We start from the raw sequence: 20,379 nt of genomic DNA on the forward strand, positions 1-20,379 counted from the left end.
CGGAACACTTGCATCACCCCGTTAAGGCAGAAACTCGAATCGTTCGATTACAACTTCCTCTTCTTTCAGAGGCGAGTTCTTGGATCGGCGGTAATTGTACAAGTCGATGTGCGCAGTCTCCTTGTCAGGAGTGGGGACGCCAGATGTAAAGACGTGTTCACTGACTTTTGGAGCTGCTCGTCCCCCGGCTGTCGACCCGCGAACGGTCTTGAACGAAACACGTCCCGGCTCCCAATGCAACGTGTGAGTCAGCACGCCGGCAGGAGCCACAAAGCGGGCAACGTTCTCGGAGATGTAAAAGGGCTGTACGACATACTGTGCATTGTTGCTGTCAGCGATGCCCCAGCGGCTCGTCTCTATATCCAATTCGTCTGGCACATCGCTGGTTCGATTTTCATCATTGGTGTAAAGCCCCAAAGCAGCCGACGGCCCGAGATGGCTAGTATCGCCGACAACGAAGACGTAGGTGCCGTATCCCAGGCTACGAAGCAGGCTCACCTCTGCACAGGACCAAACACCGTTCTGTTCTTGTATGCGCAAATGCAATGATCCTTTCTCATCCGTCCATGCATTCGCCGCGTCATATGCATTGGGTTGTCCCCCGCGGTCGCTGACTGCTGTCCGTACGCGCCAGTCATAACCGCTGAAGTGGACGATCTTCGAGGCAATCGGCTTTCCTGACTTCCCCGTGGCGCTCGCTACGGCAACGACTCCGTTTCCAGCCGCGGGTAAGGTCTCCATCTTGGTGGCTGGATGAAAGCCGGGCTCAACAAGAAGTGCCGCATACTCTGTGCCAAGATGGGTTGAATTGCGCCAAGACGCGTCCGGCTGAATCACTGTAGTTGCTCGGCTCGCGAATGGTTGAATCCACCATATTCCGGCGCGAGCGTAAAGAACGATCTGCTCGCCAGGCTTAATACCAGAGGCCCGACCCTCAATAAAGCCCATTTGAACTGGCCCGCCAGGGTCGGCGGGAGGAACCTGGGTGATCTCGACTGAGGGCTTGGTCGATACGGGGCCAGATTGGCAAGCAATAAGGATGGCGCTCATGATTGCCCACAACACGGTCATGCTCGCTTTCTTTGAGCAGAGATCAGCGATAAACAACTTGAACACCTTTCAGGGCGCTTCCCGCGCCAGCGAAATCAGGAAGTCCTTCCTATCGAAGAGGTTGTTAGTTCCCCCACGAGCTGATCTAGCGACTGAGCAACCAGGAAGCTAAACTCGCTGGCCGCAGAAAGGGTTCGGTTCCGGTGTCGAGCGGCCCATCTTGCGAACACGGCCTTTCGTGGCGCCGGAGCCTTTTAAAGGGTTTCCCGTGTTTAACAGGGTCGATCTTGCCCAAAGCCACGCGTGGCCCCTCCTTCGGATCCCCAGCGGTGCATGGAAGATCAGGAGAAATCGTTTTAGCACATCCTGCACAGAGGACATATAGCCAGCGCGATAGGAATCTGCCGTCTGTAGGGGACGGATGCGGCCGGCCGTGTTGAGGATTCGCGAAGTTTAGCCACACCCTAAGTCCAGGGTCTTGAGCTCTATCGCTTGCCGGATTCAGGGCGAATCGTGGGGAGTTCAGACCGCACCCTGTGGGAAACGACAAAGGGGGCGCGCAGGAGACTGTGTCCCTTTGTGTACATTCGAGCTGCGTGCCGGTGCCCAGAGGATCATCAAGTCAGAGATCGCTTTAGCGATACGTGCTGACTTATCCCGACACACGGGTGCGTTTCGATATCAGCAGAGCGCGAGACACCAAACCCAAGCGCCGATCAGTGACGATTTACGCGGGTCCGCAAGCACTTACACTGGCTTCGCGTTAGCCGGCGGATTGCGCAGGGACTCAAGCGTAATTGGCTTTCCAAACATCCCCCAGTTCTCAGGCTGAACTTCGCGGATGACGACGTACGCAGGAACACGCTCTTGCGGAAGAATACCCGCGTGCCTTCCGACAGCATCCGTGAAGCGTGCAATCAACACGCTCCGCGCTTCAGCGTCAAGGGCGCCTGCGACGACGTTGACCTCCAAGCTGATGACCTTCGTCCCGCCATTCTTGCCTCCATGGAATACCCTCTGTGCCGGGTACTCTTCGGCGTAGACCCAGATGTTGCTTCGAACGTACGCCGTATCAGGCAGCTTTTCACACTCCCGCCCGGTTGTTGTGATTTCCGCCGCGAGTGCGGCCAGCGCCTCGTGAGTGAATGCTCCCTCTGGATAGTGGATAAACACCTTCGGCATATCGCGTCTCCTTCGTCATGCGAGCTCAGGCAAGTTCGATGTTCGAGATTTGCACTTGCGACCGCTACTACCGTGCGCATGCATTGGTCTACAAACGTTGCTGACTCTATCGCGCGAGCTGCGGTGGGTTCTATGCCATCTTTCAAGCATGATCGGAGGCAAAGCTAATATAGATGCGCGGCCTTCCATTCTATGAAGATGCAATAGAACTCAGCGGGTCCGCAGGAGTAGTAGTAGGACCAGTAACTGCCTGGTCGGAGTGGCAAGTACCTTTCCACAAGGAACTGTAGCTCTCACTCTAGATGGGAGTAGATTCACGGTTGTTCGACGCCAGAGGAGGCGAGCATGAAGAAGGTATTGATCACGGGCGCAGGCACGGGCTTTGGCTTTGAGGCCGCTATGCGGCTTGCGGAGAAAGGTTTCGACGTCATCGCGGCAGTCGAAATCTGGGCTCAGGTTCAGACTCTGAAGCGCCAAGCGGCTTCACGGGGCGTCCGACTTACCGTCGAAAAGCTCGACGTGACGAACGATGGGGATCGCCGTAAGGCACTCGGTTGGGGCATCGAGATTCTGGTGAACAACGCCGGCGTCCTTGAAGGCGGGTCTGTGCTCGACATCCCTGGAGAGAACATCCGCCACCAGTTTGAGGTGAACGTCACCGGTCCTTTGTTGTTGACCCAGGGAATCGCCAAGCAGATGGTGAAACGCGGACAGGGGCGTATCGTCTGGGTCTCGTCTCGTGAGGGCCTGAACACCAATCCGTTCACAGGCATCTATTCCGCCTCAAAGCATGCCGTCGAAGCAATTGCAGAGACAATGAGCCTCGAACTGCAGGAGTTCGGAATCGAGGTGGCCACCGTGAATCCGGGCCCGTTCCTTACAGGTTTCAATGACCGCGGTTTCGAAACCTGGAAGAGCTGGGAAGACGAACCTACCCAGCGGTTATACGAGTACTCGAAACTCGCCTTTCCTCGGTCTCAGTTCGATCCCGAACCGGTGTATGCGACGCTGACGGCGGTCGCCGCGGGTGAGGTCGACACCTACCGCAATCTCGAGCCTAAGTCGATGCTTGAGGAGACGAAGCGGCTCATCGATGCTCCATGGAGTAAGAAGATACGAGAGGGCCTGGGTACGCGGCCGGCGAGCCTGCAGAGATCGTATGAAATGAAGCCGGAAACTCCCGTTTCCGACTGATGATTGACACTTCACTCCTGTGCAAACATCCGGGGCCGCTGAACAGGTGGTCCCGGAACTCTTTTGCCTCTGCAATCCCCGCGCCGACCTTCTAAAGCCCCGAGACGCTATGTTGAGCTCAGGACGGCCAGAATGACGCTCTCGGCCATCTCTCTTCAGAATGTCCTGGCGTTCACCCGCTCTAGCTTCGACGAATGAGGCTTCATCGCAGGCATGACAAAGCCGAACACCTCAAAGAGGTCCAAATCGCTATAGCCCCAGGGTGTCCAAGTATCTGTGAACAGATGCGACCACTACGGACCCTTCGCCAACAGCAGAAGCAACCCGCTTGACCGAGCCAGACCGAACATCGCCAACCGCAAAGATGCCGCGCACCGACGTTTCAAAAGGACCGCGGTCCTCAGATCCCGAAGATGTTTTTACAAACCCATTCGCGTCCAGGTCCACGCAGTCCTTCAGCCACTTCGTACATGGATCTGCCCCAATCATTACAAACAAGTGCTCCGATTCGAACACGGTCGTGCCACTGGTAGCACCTGATCGCCACGTCAGGTGACTCAGACGTGGGCTCCCCCCCAGTTCTACTACCTCGGAACACGGGTGTAGAGTGATCGACTTCGAAGCACGGATACGCTGCACCAGGTAGTCAGACATTGTGCTGGCGAGATGTGGTCCGCGAATCAGCATATGTACATGGCTGGCGCGAGCGGAAAGATACATCGCAGCCTGCCCCGCAGAGTTCCCGCCACCGACCAGTACAACCGCAAGCCCGCGGCAGGATTGAACATCGACCGGAGTCGCAGAATAGTGAACGCCAGCACCTTCGAACCGTTCCAGCCCCGGAACATCTAGCTTTCTATACTTCGCTCCGGTGGCGATGACAACTGATCTAGCCGCAACTGCGCTCTCGCCATCCAGGGTCACAAGGAATGCTTCGTCTGAACAGTCGATACCTGTCACTTCCCTGCAAACAGCGACGGTCGCACCAAACTTTTCAGCCTGCACCTGCGCCTGCTTTGCAAGTTCGGCACCTGAGACGCCATTCGAGAAGCCGAGGTAGTTCTCTATCCTCGAGCTGGTCCCGGCTTGGCCGCCGGCCGCGTAGCTGTCCACTACGAGCGTGCGAAGCCCCTCCGACGCCGCGTAGACAGCGGTTGCGAGCCCTGCCGGGCCCGCCCCCACCACAACGACGTCCCACGTAGTACCCTCACGCACGTCCTCAGATATGCCAAGCTTGGTAGCAAGAGCGCGCAATTCGGGGCGCTTCAACATCCACTTCCCTGAGACCACGGCTGGGAGATCCGTCTCCTGCAGACTCCGCTCTTGCACGAAAGCTCGAGCTTCAGAAGAGCTCCGCGCATGGACCACGTGAAACGGGTACGTGTTGGCCGTCAAAAAGCGCGCGAGCTTCTCCGAGCCGCTGCCGCCTGCGTCAGCAATCACATTCAGGCCGCCGACTCCCATCTGCACGAACCATTGCCGCCGGTGCACGATGGTCCTAACGACAATCTCATCAATATCTGGCTCTGCGATAAGGAACTCCCGCAGACGCTCCCTCGGAACCCGCAGCACGCTGCTGCCTTCCATCGCGCGCGCCGCAATCAGAGTCTCCCTCTGATTCAACAGGTTGAGCTCCCCACTGAACTCACCGGGCTCGAGCGATATGAACTGCTCCTTACCGTCGACAGCGTCTGACCAGAATGTCTGAACTACGCCGTCCAACACGATGTAAAAGTCAGCTGCACGTTCGCCCTGCCGGTATAGCCGTACGGCGGAAGTATGGTTTCGCAGAACTCCATATTGCGCAGCCCGCGCAAGCTGGTCAGGGGACAGCTTCGCGTAAGCGGCGGACGGAAGCGACACTGCCTGTGGGTTGACCGGTCCATCGATCCTTGCCATAACAAAACCCCTTGATATATCTCATGCATTCTCAGATATCTTGAGATATGTGACGGCCATGGCGCCCACTCAGGACTTTATCTCCGCTGCCACTAGCCTCGCACTGATATACGTTCACAGATTTATTCCAGTCTATTTTTCTTGATCTGCTGATCGATATTCCATAAACACTGAATTGTCCTTGACTGGGAGAGCCACCTAAGATGCTTTCATCGGTGAGCCGACAGCGACGACAACGTGAAGTCTCGCAGGCGTGTTCACACGCGTCTAGACCAAATGCAAAGTCTCCGTGGGGTAGCGAATGCCAACTTTGTCTATCGAAGTTCCGGATTCTGTCCTCGCCGCTCTGCAGCTACGATCTCACGCGACGGGAGAAGACACGTCGGCCATTGCCTCACGTGCACTCGGGCGAGCTCTTGGAATGCCCGTGCACACACTGTTCCAGGTATCCACTTCGCGGGCACTCGTCCAAGGTGTGTATCAGGAGGCAGTCTCTAGCTCCATCCTGCTTCGTCATGGGGATTTCGGACTTGGCACATTCGATCAGCTGGATGGAGAGATGGTCGTCCTGGATGGTGTTGTCTATCAGGTACGAAGCGATGGCACCGTGCACAGCGTCGAGGGGCACACAGGAACACCATTCGCAACGGTTCTCTATTTCTCACCCGACGAGTCTGTTCTGTTGAATGACGTTCATAGCTTCGCGGAGCTTTGTGCGATCTCGGATCAGCATCGGACGTCGCAGAACCTTTTCTACGCGTTCCGTGTCGATGGGGTATTCAGCTTCATGCATACACGCGCGATGAAGCGCACGGAAAGTGGGACCACCCTGAATGCGGCAGCTTCTGTCCAGGCCGAGTTTCAATTCAGGGATATAGAAGGAACACTCGTCGGATTATGGTCGCCGGTATTTGCCGGCTCGGTCGATATTCCTGGGTACCACTTTCATTTCGTCGCGAAGGACCGAAGCGGGGGTGGACACGTCCTGGAATGTGCCGGAGCGGGCCTCGTTCTGCAATTCGAGCGCATGACGGAGTTCCATCTTTCGCTTCCAGACTCCGAGGACTTTCTGCGGGCAGACCTCACGACAGACCGTTCCAAGGACCTCAGCGCGGCTGAGGGAAAGGATGCAGAGAGGAAATGATGAGCCTGGACGTAGCGAGAAAGCAACCGCCGAAGACCGGTGCCCATGTAGTCGTCGAGGCGCTCGAACGCCGCAATGTCAAATGGGTATTCGGTGTTCCCGGCGCAAAGATCGACGGTGTCTTCGACGCCCTTGCTGACTCTTCGATCCAGACCGTAGTGTGCCGTCACGAACAGAATGCGGCCTTCATTGCTGGCGGCGTTGGCAGAATGACAGGCAGAGCTGGTGTCGCGATCGCAACCTCGGGGCCAGGCAGCTCTAACCTGGTGACCGGGCTTGCCACGGCGAAGGCCGAGGGAGATCCGATTGTAGCTATCGCAGGTGCCGTGGCACTTCAGGATAGATTGAAGAAGATTCACCAGACGTTGGACTCCGTCAGCCTGTGCAGGCCGGTCACGAAATACAGCGTGGAGGTGACTTCACCCACAGCTGTAGCGGAGGTGATGGAGAACGCATTTCGCGCAGCGGAGGAGGAACGGCCCGGCGCAGCCTTCGTCAGCGTTCCGTTCGATGTGATGGCCTCCCCGGCGCAATGTGAAGCGATCGACCCAACGCCAACCCCGATACTCGGGCCTGCCAACGCGGACGCAATTCGAGACGCGGCGAAGCTCATTAACGAAGCTCAAAAGCCGATCGTACTTGTGGGGATGCTGGCCAGCAAGCCGGAAAACATCCACGGGATTCAGCAACTCCTTACAGATGGAAAGCTTCCTGTAGTTGGTACTTTTCAAGCTGCCGGCACAGTCTCGCTCGTCGATTATCTCAACTTCGCTGGGCGCGTGTGGCAGACGAACAATCTGCCGGGGGACCGGGTACTCGCAGCCGCGGACCTGGTCATCACCATCGGCTATGATCCCGTCGAGTATTGGCCCTCCATATGGAATGCAGGCAAACACCGCTCAATCATCCATGTCGATTCTGGGAAGGCGGACATCGACAACAGCTACCGCCCAAGCGTCGAATCGATCGGCGCGATTGGCCCGACCACCTCTGCATTAGCAGCCCTGGTGAAGCACAAAAGGCCTGATCCTGAAATGTCGAAGCTGCTGAGCGAGATCACTCAACAGCGAGAAGAAGCCGCCCGTATCGGTGCAGCTAAAGGCGGAACGCCGATTCATCCGTTACGGCTTGTCTCGGAACTCCAGTCGATCCTCACTTCTGACATGACCCTCTGTCTCGACATGGGTTCGTTTCATCTTTGGGTAGCACGGAATCTTCACAGTTTCCGCGCCCGACAGGTGCTCATGACCAACGGACAGCAGACTCTGGGTGTTGCCCTTCCGTGGGCGATAGCTGCGACACTCGTGCGCCCAGCTGAGAAGGTCGTCTCAATATCCGGCGATGGTGGTTTCCTGTTTTCCGCGATGGAGCTCGAGACGGCAGTCCGCCTGCAATCGCACGTCGTGCACATGGTGTGGATTGATGGCACCTACAACATGGTTGCGATTCAAGAGCGACAGAAGTACGGCCGGTCGTCAGGTGTCGAGTTCGGTCCGGTCGATCCCGTGAGATTTGCAGAGTCATTTGGAGCGACCGGGCTGATGATTCGCTCTCCCGATGAAATCGCGCCTGTGATGAAGCGAGCCATGGATGCATCCGGACCAGTAATCGTAGGGGTCTCGGTTGATTACAGGGACAATCACATGCTCTTCGAGAACGTCGATACACGGGCAATCCACTAAACATCGCGAAAACACAGGGAGGAGTCACCATGGAATCATTACGACAGCCGGATGCCGTCCTCATCGGGGCAGGAATCATGAGCGTCACTTTGGCGGCGCTTCTCAAGCGCCTGGATCCCTCGATGCAGATCGTCATTTACGAGGTCCTCAGCTCTGAAGCGCAGGAGAGCTCGAACGCATGGAACAATGCCGGAACTGGACACGCCGCCCTATGCGAACTGAACTATACCCCGGAGGATGCAAAAGGCAAGGTCGACATCTCCAAGGCGCTGACTGTAAATACGGAGTTCGACCTCTCTCGCCAGTTCTGGGCTTCTCTGGTTCGTGAAGGCGCAATCAAGGAGCCCCAGGCCTTCATCCACTCTGTTCCTCACTGCAGTTTTGTTCAGGGCAAGGACAACGTTGATCTTCTTAAGCGCAGGCATGCAGCGCTTACTGCACACCCAAACTACAAGGGTATGGAGTACACCGACGACACGAGCACACTGCGCGAATGGTTCCCCTTGGTGACGGAGGGCCGGAGTCCAGGCGAGACCATTGCAGCCACGCGGATGTGCACGGGCACGGACGTTGATTACAGCGCCTTGACATCCGTCCTGCTCGATTCGCTGCGCGAAATGAAAGGGTTCCAAATCAAGTTCCTGCAACGCGTGCAGAATCTCGAGCGAGCTGGAGCCCGCTGGAGAGTAACCGTTCGCGATGAGATGACAGGCGAATCCGACCAGTTCGAGACCAACTTCGTCTTTATCGGAGCGGGCGGAGGCTCACTCCCCTTGTTACAAAAGTCCGGTATCGCGGAGGGCCGTGGATACGCTGGATTCCCCGTCAGCGGCATCTGGCTTCGTTGCGACTCGACCGTGGTTGCGTCTCGACACAACGCGAAGGTTTATGGGAAGGCGTCCGTTGGCTCGCCCCCCATGTCAGTTCCACATCTGGATACACGTCACGTCGACGGTAAGGTATCCCTCCTCTTTGGTCCATATGCCGGCTTTTCTACAAAATTCCTGAAGCATGGCTCCTATCTCGATCTGTTTGGATCAATAGATCCAGAAAACCTGCTCCCCATGCTGGCCGTGGGTAAGGACAACGTTGCTCTCACCGAGTACCTCGTCGGCCAGGTGATGGAGTCGCAGGGAGAACGGTTCGCCGCTCTTCGCGAGTTCTACCCCGCATTGAGCGAGCAGGATTGGCGCCTGGAGGTGGCAGGTCAGCGGGTGCAGATCATCAAGAAGGATCCGCTTCGCGGTGGAGTTCTTCAGTTCGGGACAGAGATCGTGCATGCGGCAGATCAGTCCCTGGCCGCGATGCTCGGGGCATCGCCGGGCGCATCTACTTCGGTGGCGATCATGTTGGAAGTCATCGAGCGATGCTTTACCGATCGTCTCGACCACGGAGGCTGGATCGATAAGCTGCGCGCACTGATCCCCTCTTATGGCGAATCGCTCATCACCAACACCGACCTCTGCAAGAGGGTGAGGGCTGACACAGCCGCCGCTCTGAATATCGTCAATCTCTAAGAGCAATTAGCTCAGGCGCCCAATCAGGTCGTCTGAACATGCACTACATAATCCAAGGAGGAACATGATCCGCGCCTACCGCATCTACACCGGCCCAGACGGCGATTCGCATGTGACGACGGGGTCCGTGCGGGCAGACGTCCTGGTCAACGCAAGGACCATCCATTTCAAGGAGACTGCGGCACACTCTACCTACGACTGGCACAATGATCCTGTTCCGCAGTATGTCCTAACCCTCAGTGGCATTCTTGAGTTCACGACAAGGGGTGGCGAGACCTTCACCATCAAGCCAGGAGACGTTCTTATTGCGGAAGATCACACGGGCACAGGGCACACATGGCGATTGCTGAACGACGATCCGTGGCGTCGTGCCTATGTCATCTTCGCGCCAGGCGCAGACACGCAGTTCATCCCCGACTGAACCCTTCCATCAGCACGACACCTTGCAGCGGCCGGATAGTTCGGCCGCTGCACTTCTCTGCTCCTTTACGCTTTCACTCTTCTGTGACTCACCCGGGTGCAACTACTCCGACGCGGCGACCGCCCGTTCCTTCCGCTGATCCTTAAAGATATAAAGCAGGAGCGCTAACGATGGGAAGAGGAGTACAGCTCCAGCAGCCGACGCCAGGAGAATATCCTTAACCACATTCTCAGACAGAGCGGAGTTGAAGATCGTGGCGTTCGGCCGAGCCAGGTACGGGTACTGCGCAGATGCCCAGCCAATCACGACCGACCCCGCGAACACTGCCACCATCACTCGTGCCAGCCTGACCCGGTCTCGGTAGATAGCCAGCTCTCCGGCGACCAGAGAGGCGAGCGCACTGATCTCGGCACAGAGAGCGAACCCGCTATGAAGCAGGCCTGCTCTCAGTGCCCGCGCATACCACTCCGTCAGCACGACGCTGCCGGCGGCGAAGCACGCAGTAACCAGGCCCGCAGCGAACGCGCGTCCACGGAATGCATCGCGAAGCTCCCGGCTCTCCGATTCAACAGCCAGGTAGGTTGCGGCCAGGTAGGCACAGACGGCAAGTGTAGACAGACCCACGCAGAGAGAAAACGGGTTCAGCCAGTCGAAGATATATCCATTCAGGCTTTCATCACCGGCAACAAGCAGGTGGCCGTCAGACAAAGACGCCAGGATGATCCCGGCAACGATCGGTGTGAAGCTGCTCGATGCTGAGAATACGTACCCGCACGTTCGCTGCATCTCAGAGTTGGTGGTCGAATACGCTCGGAACACGAATGACGATCCGCGCAGCACAATTCCAAGCAACATCAGCAGGATGGGCACACAGAGGGCAATCATGATCGCGCCAAAGGCCCGCGGAAATCCCGCAAAGAGGAGTACCACCATCAAGACAAGCCAGACATGATTGGCTTCCCAGATAGGGCGTATCGCGCTCGCGATTAAATTCCTTTGCTCTTCCTTCAGATGGCCGCTACTGAGCAGATCCCAGAACCCTGCGCCATAGTCTGCTCCTCCGAGGACCACATAAAGCACGAGGGCAACTACCATCACCGCGGCAAGAAGCGCATTTATCGGCACTGGTCTCTCCTAAACAGCGTCAGCATCGTGGCTTCTTGGATCAGCGATCACATGGGCGGCAAGCAGCCATACCACCACGACGCCCAGAACGCAGTAGAGTAGTGAAGCAAGCACAAACGGGACCTGGAGGTGCTGAACCTTTGTCACCGCGTCTCGTGTCCGCAGTATTCCAAAGATGACCCAGGGCTGCCGGCCCAATTCAGTCACCATCCACCCCGCCTCGAGAGCTGCGAACCCCAAGGGGCCGCAAACCACAAGGAGCACCAGATATCTTCGGTGTGTGCATAGAGGTTTGCGTCTGCACGCTAGCCAAGCCCCCACGAGCGCAACAAGAGTGAGCACGCTGCCAAGCCCTACCATCACTTGAAACGACAGGTGGACGAGCGGGACGCGGGGCCAGTCTTCTTCGGGGAACGCATCGAGGCCTTTCACCAGCGCATCCGGCTTGTGGAACGCAAGCAGGCTCAATCCGTGCGGGATCTCGAGTGCGTACCGGGTGGTGCGCTCCTTCTCATCCGGCAAACCGCCGATCCGTAATGGCGCGCCTACCTCCGTCCGGAACTGACCCTCGAGGCTGGCCAGCTTTACCGGTTGCGTCCGCGCAACCATTCGCGCCAGTGCGTCACCGCTCATTCCTTGCGCCAGCACAGCAATACCGCCTACGGACAGTGCGATGCCGATCGCAACCTCATCGAAGCGGTTTCGCCCCCGCCGCAGCATCAACCAGCTGTGCACCCCTGCGGTAGCGAAGCCTGCCGCACAGTAGGAAGCGAGCACCATGTGAACCGCCTCAGGAACAGCAGCCGGGTTCAACATGGCTCTGAGTGGTTCCACCCGGCTGAACTCACCGTTCACCAGCGTGAAGCCCGCAGGTGTGTTCATCCACGCATTCACAAAGGTGACGAATATCGCGGAAACCGCGCCACTTACCGCAACGATTGCACCAGAGAGGAGATGGATAAACTCCGGCGTCCTATTCCACCCATAAAGGTAAACACCCAGGAAGATAGCTTCCGTGAAGAATGCAAAGCCCTCCAGCGAGAACGGCATCCCGATCACTGAGCCCGCGTTCTCCATGAATCGCGGCCATAGCAGCCCTAGTTCGAAGGAAAGAATCGTTCCTGACACCGCGCCTACAGCGAAGAGGATCGCAGCTCCCTTCGCCCATCGTCTTGCCAAGACCAGGTAAACAGGCTCTCGTGTGCGGAGCCACTTCCACTCCGCGATCGTCATCATCAGCGGGAAAGCGACACCCATGACAGCAAAGATGATGTGGAAACCTAGAGACATGCCCATCTGAGCACGTGCAGACAAAAGATCACTTATCATGTGTCCACCCGAGCGCGAACAGCGACTTTGCCTAAGGTTCCAAGAGTGGCCCTGCGCCAAGCGAAGATCATCCTGATGCGTTGCCCACGCCGACCGTTCAGTAGCGGATGCTGTGTCTCGCTTGAAGAGCATCCTCCATGAATCTGTCTGAATGCTCCATTCCATCTTCCCTGTATGCGCGCAGTCCTTGTGCCTGCGCTCAGGAAACCGCCGCCCTGAGCAGCGTATGAACTCCATTCCAGGAAATCTGCACGCCAATACACATCACTAGAAATGCGATGATCCGGAGCACGCCATGGACGAGTGCAGAAGGCACCATTCCGGCGACGAACGGGGCATACGCATAGCAAACGAAAACCATCGCGCTCAGAACAGCAACACCTAGGAACAGTCCCGCAAATGCGCTTATCCGATCGGCAAGCTGAAGACTGTTGGCCTGAGCGCTGAGCGTCAGCGTCACGGCGATGGTGCCCGGATCCACTGTTATGGGAAACGTGAGCGGATAGAACGTTCTCGATTGCCAGCAGTTGGCGACGCACTCCTCCGCAGCACTGCGGACGCCCGGACCCGCTATCTTCTGCTCGCTCGTCGGCCTGTTTAGCAAGCGCCACCCGATTGCTGCAAGGATCGCCCCACCTACCAATTGCAGGACTTCGACAGAGATGCCGAAGAAACGAAGAGCGTACGGACCGAGTACCGCAACCAGTGCCACGAAGATGGCCGTATCCACCGCGATTCTCTTCGCCAGAAGCTTGTACGTTTCGCCTCCAGCCACCCCGACAACGCCCTGTAGTTCGAATGCGGATCCTGGCGGATTGATCAGCGGAAGAAGAGCGCTGAATCCCATGATCGAATATGTTTCGAATTCCCTTACGTGAGCTGCAATCATGCACGACATGGTGCCGCCCCCATCTGAGAAACTCTAGCGGCCCGGCGGATTGCTGCATATTCCATGTTCTTTGCATGGAAGCCGCGCGCCGTCTTCAACAACTCGACTTGAGTTCGCCCAGCGCATCGTCTTCCGACACGGTTCAATAAAGATGGAATTGGCACATCATCCTCGCCGCGTTATCAAGTAACTCATGGCTTGTATCGCAGGTCAGATTGCACATCTCCTTCGAGTAAGGCATCAGCCCAAGCTGCTAATCGCCGGTTACCAGAAGCAGGCAGCGTGTGCAGGAGCCACCGACCCCCGATGACGGAATCGAGCGAACGTGCAGTCGTGATGGTGGATATCTACCCAGGAGAAGGACATGCTCGCAGCAAGAATGCACGGGTACAAACAGGCATTGGAGCTTGAGGACATCCAGGTTCCAGAGATGGCCTCCGATCAGGTGTTGGTGAGAGTTGGGGGAGCCGGAATGTGTCGCTCAGATGTACAGCTCATCGACGGCTACTTTGCGGAAGCGCTGAAGACGACCTTCCCTATCACCCCCGGACACGAGATTGCAGGGCTGGTTGAGGCGATCGGTGACCGTGTCCCGAAGTCCGCTCAGCTTGCGATCGGAGATCAGGTCGTAGTCGCTGCCGGATGGGGAGATGGGATATGCCGTCAGTGTCGCGTCGGCGACGAACAACTCTGCGAGCACGGGAGTTGGCCGGGCTTTGGGCCTCCAGGCGGCTACGCCGAATTCATCCCGGTGCCGTACCGGCAGCTCATCCGCGTCGAACATCGGCTCAACTGGGAAGAGCTCGCGCCCCTGACCGATGCAGGAGTCACACCATACCGCGCCATTAAAAAGCTGCGCGCTGCCGGTGTCCTCAGGGCTGACCGCGTCATGGGTGTATTCGGGGCCAGTGGCTTGGGAAGTTATGCAGTGCAATACGCGAAGCTCCTCTCGGGTGGAGCGACAGTCGTCGCATTCGCGCGGAACGACGAGAAACTTGCTATCGCGAAAGAACGCGGAGCAGACGTCACCATCAACACCCGTGGCAAGGCCCTGGCTGATATTCAAAATGAACTCTTCAAGTTGACTGGAGCGCGGAAGCTTGATGCGGCCATTGACTGCGTTGAGCCGCGGAAACCATTCAGACCGGCATTGGCCTGCTCCACACTTCTGGCGCCTTCGTCTCTGTCGGTCTGGTCGGTACAAGAATAGACATCCCTCTGTTCCCGTTCACTGCCGGGGAACTCACATACCACGGTTCCTTCTGGGCGAACTACAGCGATCTGCAGGAGGTGCTTGCACTCGCTCAGAAGGGAAAGATCCAGCACACCATCAAGCGGATTCAGTTCAAGGATGTGAATGAGAACCTCGAGCTACTCCGCGCCGGCGAGATCATCGGCCGAGCCGTGATCGTGTTTGACGTCCCGTGGAATGGATCCACCACCAACGCGCCGAAGAAATAGCTCTCGGCTGTATAACACCCCACTTCAGGAGAAAACAATGACGAAGCTCGTGAAAACGGTACTTGCAGGAAGCATCGGAGTGACCACCCTCGTCGGAGGTGTCGGCCATGCTCAAACGACACCTCCGCGCGTCAAAAACATCGTACTGGTCCATGGGGCCTTCGCCGACGGAACCAGTTGGGGGAAAGTAATTCCCCTTCTGCAGGCGCGCGGCTTTCACGTGGTTGCTGTGCAGAACCCTCTCACCTCACTTGCGGATGATGCGAACGCCACACGCCGCATACTTGCGTTGCAGGATGGTCCCACGATTCTTGTCGGTCACTCATGGGGAGGGGCCGTCATCACCGAGGCAGGAGACGACCCGAAGGTTGTTGGGCTCGTTTACGTCGCCGCATGGATGCCCGACCTCGGCAAATCCGCGAACGAGACCGGCCAGCCATTCGGCCCAACCCCCGTAGTGAAAGAGATCAAGGTCGATGCAGAACACTTTGCATCACTGTCCGAAAACGGCGTCATCAATGACTTCGCGAATGGACTGCCTATGGCGGAGCGCCGCCTCGTGCTCGCGGTTCAAGGACAGACTTACGGGCCAATGTTCGATGAGAAGCTCACCCACGCAGCCTGGACGTCGAAGCCTTCGTGGCATGTCGTATCGATGAACGACCGCACCTTAAGCCCGGCCATGGAAGAGGATGCTGCAAAGAGATCTGGTGGAGTCGCGGTGAAGCTTCCCACCTGCCACGTCGCGATGCTGCAAGAGCCAGAACAGGTCGCAGACGTCATCACTGCGGCTGCTGAGGGCTCGCTGAAGGCGGCCGTCAAGCCTCAGCCATAGGCGCGACGATCCTGCCGAAAATGCCTGACCACAATCCATCTACCAAAGGAGCAGTCATGTCGAAGAGTCTTCCTCGCAAAGCCATCATCGCGATCTCCAGCTATCAGGGAGCGATTTATCCGGACGGTCACAAAACGGGCCTCTTCTTCGTCGAGGCGCTGCACCCATTCGAGGTCCTTACCACTGCCGGCTTTGACGTGGACCTCGCGTCTGAAACCGGCACCTTTGGATTCGACTACAACTCCCTGCAGCCGCCCTTCCTCTCTGGAAGCGACAAGGCTGTCTACAACAACCCTGATCATCCCTTCATGGCTAAGCTGGCCAAGCTCAACAAGGCAGAGGATCTAAATCCAGCGGATTACGGCGTCTTCTTCGCGTCCGCGGGTCACGCGGCCCTCTATGACTACCCGAGCGCAACTTGCCTGCAAGCAATCGCCGCGGACGTCTGGAATCGTGGGGGCATCGTCGGGACGGTGTGCCATGGACCAGCAATCTTGCCCGGAGTCATTGACGCAAAGACCGGCAAGTCCATCGTCGATGGCAAGACGGTCACAGGATTCACGATCGAAGGTGAGCTCATCTTCAACATCCTCGACCGGATGAGAAAAGACAAGGTCGTTCCAATCGTCGAGGCTGTGACCGGAGCTGGTGGTTACTACAGCACTGCCATGAGCGCTTTCGATGACTACTCCGTCACCTCAGGCCGCCTTGTCACAGGGACAAACCCTGAAAGCGGCCGCAGCACTGCAGAAAGAATTGTGCGACTGTTCGATAACGCAATGCGCCCCTAAGCTTCTTTGCTCTTTGTAATCCCCCGCCAAAGAAGACTTACGTTTCGGGCTCCCGCGACTTTCTAGGCCTTCAGCAAGCATCTGTGCCGTGGGCGAAAGGCTATACAACCGACCGGTCCTGGGCGTTCAGCTCCGGACCTCGTCGTTCCATGCCAGGAGCAACTATGAGTACATCAGGCTTCAGCACTGTAAATCCCACCACGGGAGAGCAGATCGAGTCCTTCTCCTACTTCACGCCTGCCCAGACAGAAGAGATCCTCGCGCGCGCCGAGAAGAGCTTCAACTCGTTTCGCAGGCTCTCAGTCCATAAGCGGGCGCAGTTGCTCTCCAATCTCGACACAGCCCTGCGAAAGAACAAGGCTCAGCTCGCAAAGGTGATCACCACCGAGATGGGAAAGGTCTTTGCTGAGGCTGAAGCTGAGGTCGAAAAGTGCGCTCATGAGGCAGACTGGTACGCCGAGCACGGTCCGAAGATTATGGCGGACGAGCCGGCCGCAACGGGCAGCGTGAATGCATACGTCTCGTATCTCCCGCTCGGTCCGATACTGGCGATCATGCCCTGGAACTTCCCTATCTGGCAGCTAACGCGCATGGCCCTGCCGACGATGCTTGCAGGCAATGTCGTACTGGTCAAGCACTCCACGAACACACAGAGAAGCTCGCTCGAATTCGAGCGGATCATGCTCGAGGCCGGCTTCCCGGAAGCCACGTTTCAGAACCTGATCCTCAAAAGGGACGACGTCGTCAACGTGATCAACGATTCTCGCGTCCAGGGCGCATCCGTCACAGGCAGCGTTCGCGCGGGGTCCGCCGTCGCTTCCGAGGCCGGCAAAGTCATAAAGAAAACAGTGATGGAACTGGGCGGCTCGGACGCGTTCATTGTCTGTGAAGACGCGGACATCCCGAAGGCAGTGGCCGCCGGCATCAGGGGGCGCTTTCACAACGCCGGGCAGGTTTGCCTGGCTGCCAAACGATTCATCCTCGTGGAAAAGATCGCTGACCAATTCGAGCACATGTTCTTAGAAGCGACGAAATCTCTCAAGGTCGGGAATCCGCTCGACCCCGCGATGGACATGGGCCCGATGGCGCGCATCGACTTGCGTGACTCGCTCCACAAGCAGGTGGAAGACAGTGTCGCCAGGGGTGCCCGAGTACTCTGTGGCGGAAAGCCTTTCGAGCGCAACGGTGCTTTCTACACGCCCACTGTTTTAACCGGGGTGACAGAGGGCATGCCGGCGTTCGATGAGGAGACATTCGGCCCGGTCGCAGCGATCACACGCGTTCCTGATCTGGATGCAGCCATTCGCGCCGCAAACGCAAGCCAGTTCGGGCTAAGCGGAAACATCTGGACCAGCGATGTTGAGAAGGCGCGCAAGGTGGCTCGCGATCTCTACACGGGCGGTGTCTTCATCAACGGCGTAACTGCGACCGATCCACGCGTGCCTGTCGGTGGAGTCAAAAACAGCGGATACGGTCGCGAACTCTCGCACTTCGGCGCTCATGCCTTCGTCAATGCGCAAACCGTCTGGATCGAAAATTTCGGCTGACGTGTCGAACACCATTAGGCGCACATTGCAACGCGAACCTTCCTGATCGCCCGAGGCAGTAGCGACCAGGATTAGCCGCTTCCTAATCTATGCGGCAAGGAGCCCCACGATGTCACTAGTGGAAGACACCCAACTGAAAGATGCCATCTATACGCCAGGCGCCCTGGTGGACGGCGGAAAGTGGCGCATCGAGTTCGATTCAATGGGGCAGGTGAAGGTTCCTGCGGAGCGCCTGTGGGGGGCACAAACACAACGCTCGCTGATTCATTTCTCCATCGGCAATGATCGTATGCCCATCGAGGTCTACCGCGCTTACGGGTACGTGAAGAAGGCCGCCGCCATCGTCAACCAGAAACTGGGCCGTCTGCCCAAAGACAATGCCGACCTGATCATCAAGGTCGCCGACGAAGTGATCGCCGGCAAGTTGGACGACGACTTTCCTCTTTATGTGTGGCAAACCGGTAGCGGCACACAAAGCAACATGAATGTGAACGAAGTCATTTCGAATCGCGTAATTCAGCTGACAGGCGGTGTCATCGGCTCGCAACAGCCGGTACATCCCAACGATCATGTGAACATGTCGCAGAGCTCCAACGATACGTTCCCGACGGCGATGCACATCGCTGCCGTGAAAGAAGTCAACGAGAGATTGCTGCCGAAAGCTCGCTCTCTACAACAAGTCTTGGAGACGAAGGCCAGGCAGTGGCAACAAGTCGTCAAGATAGGGCGCACTCACCTCGAAGACGCCGTGCCGCTGACCGTGGGGCAGGAATGGTCGGGCTACGTGATGCAGGTCTACAACGCCCTCGAGCGCATCGAGACTTCCCTCGGCGCCCTGCATCAGCTTGCCGCAGGCGGAACCGCGGTGGGCACCGGCATCAACGCACCTGAGGGATTTGGCGTTGAGGTCGCGGAGGAGATCGCGAACCTCACCGGTTATCCCTTCATTACAGCGCCGAACAAATTTGAGGCGCAGGGATCGCTCGATGCCATTGTCGCGGCGCATGCTGCACTGCGTGGGCTTGCAGTTGCGTTGATGAAGATCGCCAACGATATGCGCTGGCTCGCCTCAGGACCTCGCTGCGGAATCGCAGAACTCATCCTCCCCGAGAACGAGCCGGGCTCATCCATTATGCCTGGCAAGGTAAACCCCACGCAGTGTGAAGCCATTGTGATGATCTGCATTCAAGTCATCGCAGACGACACCGCCGTCGCTTTCGCTGGGTCCCAGGGCAACTTTGAACTAAATGCTATGCGCCCAATCCTGATCAACAACTTCCTTCACTCGGCCCGTATCCTGGCCGATGGATGCGAGAAGTTTCGCATCTATTCTGTCGAAGGTACAGAGGTCAACGACAAGAAGATTAAGGAGTATCTCCAGAACTCCCTGATGCTCGTAACTGCATTGAGCCCGGTCATTGGGTATGACAACGCGTCCAGGATCGCGCACACAGCCCATCATGATGGCAGTACACTACGCGACGCGGCGATCAAGACTAAGCTCATCGACACAGAGACCTTTGACAGACTCGTCAATCCTCTCCAGATGGTGGGCAATACTGCTCTCAATCTGCCTGAATAAGCGCCGCAAGTTGAATCGCCACGAAGGCAGCAGTGCCGCACTACTGCGCAGCACGTTCGGCGCTAACACCCAGCATGGCCGCACCTGCTTCGGCCACTGCGATGTCCTGCTCAACGGTCCCCGCGCTGGCACCTACGGCTCCAATGATGGTTCCGTTGGAGACAATCGGGATGCCGCCTCCGAAGATGACCACCCTGCCGTCATTGCTCTGCTGGATCCCAAACAGTGGCTTCCCGGACTGAGCGAGAGTTGCCAGGTACGAGGTGGCTTTATCGAAGATTCTCGCCGTCGATGCCTTATGAATGGCAAGATCGATGCTGCCTATAAGCGCGCCATCTTGCCTCGAGAAAGCCAGCAGGTGACCGCCGGCGTCAACGACGGCAATGTTGTAAGCGATCCCTAGGCTGTCCGCCTTCGCTTCTGCGCCCGCCAACATCTGCTTGGCCTCCGCTAGTGTAAGTGTCCAGTATTGTCTAGGCATATTTCCTCCATTCAGATAGTGCGGGATATTTGCACCACGGTTCGAGCTAGTCGACGAGTTCGCGCCCGCCAAGTTAGGACTACATACTCGGTAGAACTTCTGTTTCCCGCGCTCGCCTGCAAGCAGCCGTGACAGGACTACGTGCTGACAGAGTATGAAGATCTCGAAGAGCTGGATATTCCATCTTTCAAATACGCACACACGATGCGCAGCGGACTCCTTTCCCTACCAGCTATTCAAGATTGATGGA

16 protein-coding genes and 1 pseudogene are annotated in these 20,379 nt (G+C 57.5%); 10 read left to right on the forward strand and 7 right to left on the reverse strand.

The window, feature by feature from the left end; genetic code table 11:
- Positions 1 to 21: 21 nt before the first annotated feature.
- Both AC5IJH_RS08730 and AC5IJH_RS08735 read right to left on the reverse strand, forming a co-directional pair.
- Complete coding sequence (locus AC5IJH_RS08730) at positions 22 to 1,116, reverse strand: glycoside hydrolase family 16 protein (RefSeq protein WP_491902426.1); 1,095 nt, start codon at positions 1,114 to 1,116, stop codon at positions 22 to 24.
- 681 nt (positions 1,117 to 1,797) lie between these two features.
- On the reverse strand, positions 1,798 to 2,232 hold the full coding sequence (locus tag AC5IJH_RS08735) for a tautomerase family protein (protein ID WP_491902427.1): 435 nt from the start codon (positions 2,230 to 2,232) through the stop codon (positions 1,798 to 1,800).
- Between the two features lie 345 nt (positions 2,233 to 2,577).
- On the opposite strand from AC5IJH_RS08735, the gene AC5IJH_RS08740 reads away from it, so the two are divergent.
- Positions 2,578 to 3,426 (forward strand): SDR family oxidoreductase, encoded by an 849-nt coding sequence (locus AC5IJH_RS08740; protein WP_491902428.1) that lies wholly within the window; start codon positions 2,578 to 2,580, stop codon positions 3,424 to 3,426.
- A gap of 249 nt (positions 3,427 to 3,675) precedes the next feature.
- On the opposite strand, the gene AC5IJH_RS08745 is transcribed toward AC5IJH_RS08740, so the two are convergent.
- Complete coding sequence (locus AC5IJH_RS08745; protein ID WP_491902429.1) at positions 3,676 to 5,325, reverse strand: FAD-dependent oxidoreductase; 1,650 nt, start codon at positions 5,323 to 5,325, stop codon at positions 3,676 to 3,678.
- A 421-nt stretch (positions 5,326 to 5,746) separates the two neighbouring features.
- On the opposite strand from AC5IJH_RS08745, the gene budA reads away from it, so the two are divergent.
- The 4 genes from budA (at position 5,747) to AC5IJH_RS08765 (ending at position 10,089) form a co-directional block, all read left to right on the forward strand.
- Positions 5,747 to 6,469, forward strand: a complete 723-nt coding sequence (budA, locus tag AC5IJH_RS08750) for an acetolactate decarboxylase (RefSeq protein ID WP_491902430.1) — start codon at positions 5,747 to 5,749, stop codon at positions 6,467 to 6,469.
- Positions 6,466 to 8,151: an acetolactate synthase AlsS gene (alsS, locus tag AC5IJH_RS08755; protein WP_491902431.1), complete on the forward strand. Its 1,686-nt coding sequence runs from the start codon at positions 6,466 to 6,468 to the stop codon at positions 8,149 to 8,151. The genes budA and alsS overlap by 4 nt, the downstream gene beginning before the upstream one ends.
- 29 nt (positions 8,152 to 8,180) lie before the next feature.
- Positions 8,181 to 9,668 (forward strand): malate dehydrogenase (quinone), encoded by a 1,488-nt coding sequence (gene mqo, locus AC5IJH_RS08760; RefSeq protein ID WP_491902432.1) that lies wholly within the window; start codon positions 8,181 to 8,183, stop codon positions 9,666 to 9,668.
- Positions 9,669 to 9,732: 64 nt separating this feature from the next.
- Positions 9,733 to 10,089: a hypothetical protein gene (locus AC5IJH_RS08765; protein WP_491902433.1), complete on the forward strand. Its 357-nt coding sequence runs from the start codon at positions 9,733 to 9,735 to the stop codon at positions 10,087 to 10,089.
- A 102-nt stretch (positions 10,090 to 10,191) separates the two neighbouring features.
- Here AC5IJH_RS08765 and AC5IJH_RS08770 read toward each other — a convergent pair whose 3' ends face one another.
- The 3 genes from AC5IJH_RS08770 to AC5IJH_RS08780 form a co-directional block, all read right to left on the reverse strand.
- Positions 10,192 to 11,214, reverse strand: coding sequence for a cytochrome d ubiquinol oxidase subunit II (locus AC5IJH_RS08770; protein WP_491902434.1), 1,023 nt, complete (start codon positions 11,212 to 11,214; stop codon positions 10,192 to 10,194).
- Between the two features lie 9 nt (positions 11,215 to 11,223).
- Entirely contained in the window at positions 11,224 to 12,603 is a 1,380-nt protein-coding gene (locus AC5IJH_RS08775) for a cytochrome ubiquinol oxidase subunit I (protein ID WP_491902435.1), read from the reverse strand.
- Between the two features lie 139 nt (positions 12,604 to 12,742).
- Entirely contained in the window at positions 12,743 to 13,432 is a 690-nt protein-coding gene (locus AC5IJH_RS08780) for a MarC family protein (protein ID WP_491902436.1), read from the reverse strand.
- A gap of 364 nt (positions 13,433 to 13,796) precedes the next feature.
- Between AC5IJH_RS08780 and AC5IJH_RS08785 the strand changes: the two are divergent.
- From AC5IJH_RS08785 to fumC, 5 genes and pseudogenes are all read left to right on the forward strand, one after another.
- Positions 13,797 to 14,893: pseudogene (locus AC5IJH_RS08785) on the forward strand (NAD(P)-dependent alcohol dehydrogenase).
- Positions 14,894 to 14,930: 37 nt separating this feature from the next.
- Positions 14,931 to 15,728: an alpha/beta fold hydrolase gene (locus AC5IJH_RS08790; RefSeq protein ID WP_491902437.1), complete on the forward strand. Its 798-nt coding sequence runs from the start codon at positions 14,931 to 14,933 to the stop codon at positions 15,726 to 15,728.
- 56 nt (positions 15,729 to 15,784) lie between these two features.
- On the forward strand, positions 15,785 to 16,519 hold the full coding sequence (locus AC5IJH_RS08795; protein ID WP_491902438.1) for a type 1 glutamine amidotransferase family protein: 735 nt from the start codon (positions 15,785 to 15,787) through the stop codon (positions 16,517 to 16,519).
- Between the two features lie 164 nt (positions 16,520 to 16,683).
- On the forward strand, positions 16,684 to 18,066 hold the full coding sequence (locus AC5IJH_RS08800) for an NAD-dependent succinate-semialdehyde dehydrogenase (RefSeq protein WP_491902439.1): 1,383 nt from the start codon (positions 16,684 to 16,686) through the stop codon (positions 18,064 to 18,066).
- A gap of 109 nt (positions 18,067 to 18,175) precedes the next feature.
- Entirely contained in the window at positions 18,176 to 19,648 is a 1,473-nt protein-coding gene (gene fumC, locus AC5IJH_RS08805; RefSeq protein ID WP_491902440.1) for a class II fumarate hydratase, read from the forward strand.
- A 40-nt stretch (positions 19,649 to 19,688) separates the two neighbouring features.
- On the opposite strand, the gene AC5IJH_RS08810 is transcribed toward fumC, so the two are convergent.
- Complete coding sequence (locus tag AC5IJH_RS08810; protein WP_491902463.1) at positions 19,689 to 20,129, reverse strand: GlcG/HbpS family heme-binding protein; 441 nt, start codon at positions 20,127 to 20,129, stop codon at positions 19,689 to 19,691.
- Positions 20,130 to 20,379 lie beyond the last annotated feature (250 nt).

Origin of the sequence: Candidatus Dedyshia acidiphila (assembly GCF_051025295.1) — a bacterium.
Taxonomy (GTDB): Bacteria; Acidobacteriota; Terriglobia; order Terriglobales; family Acidobacteriaceae; genus KBS-83.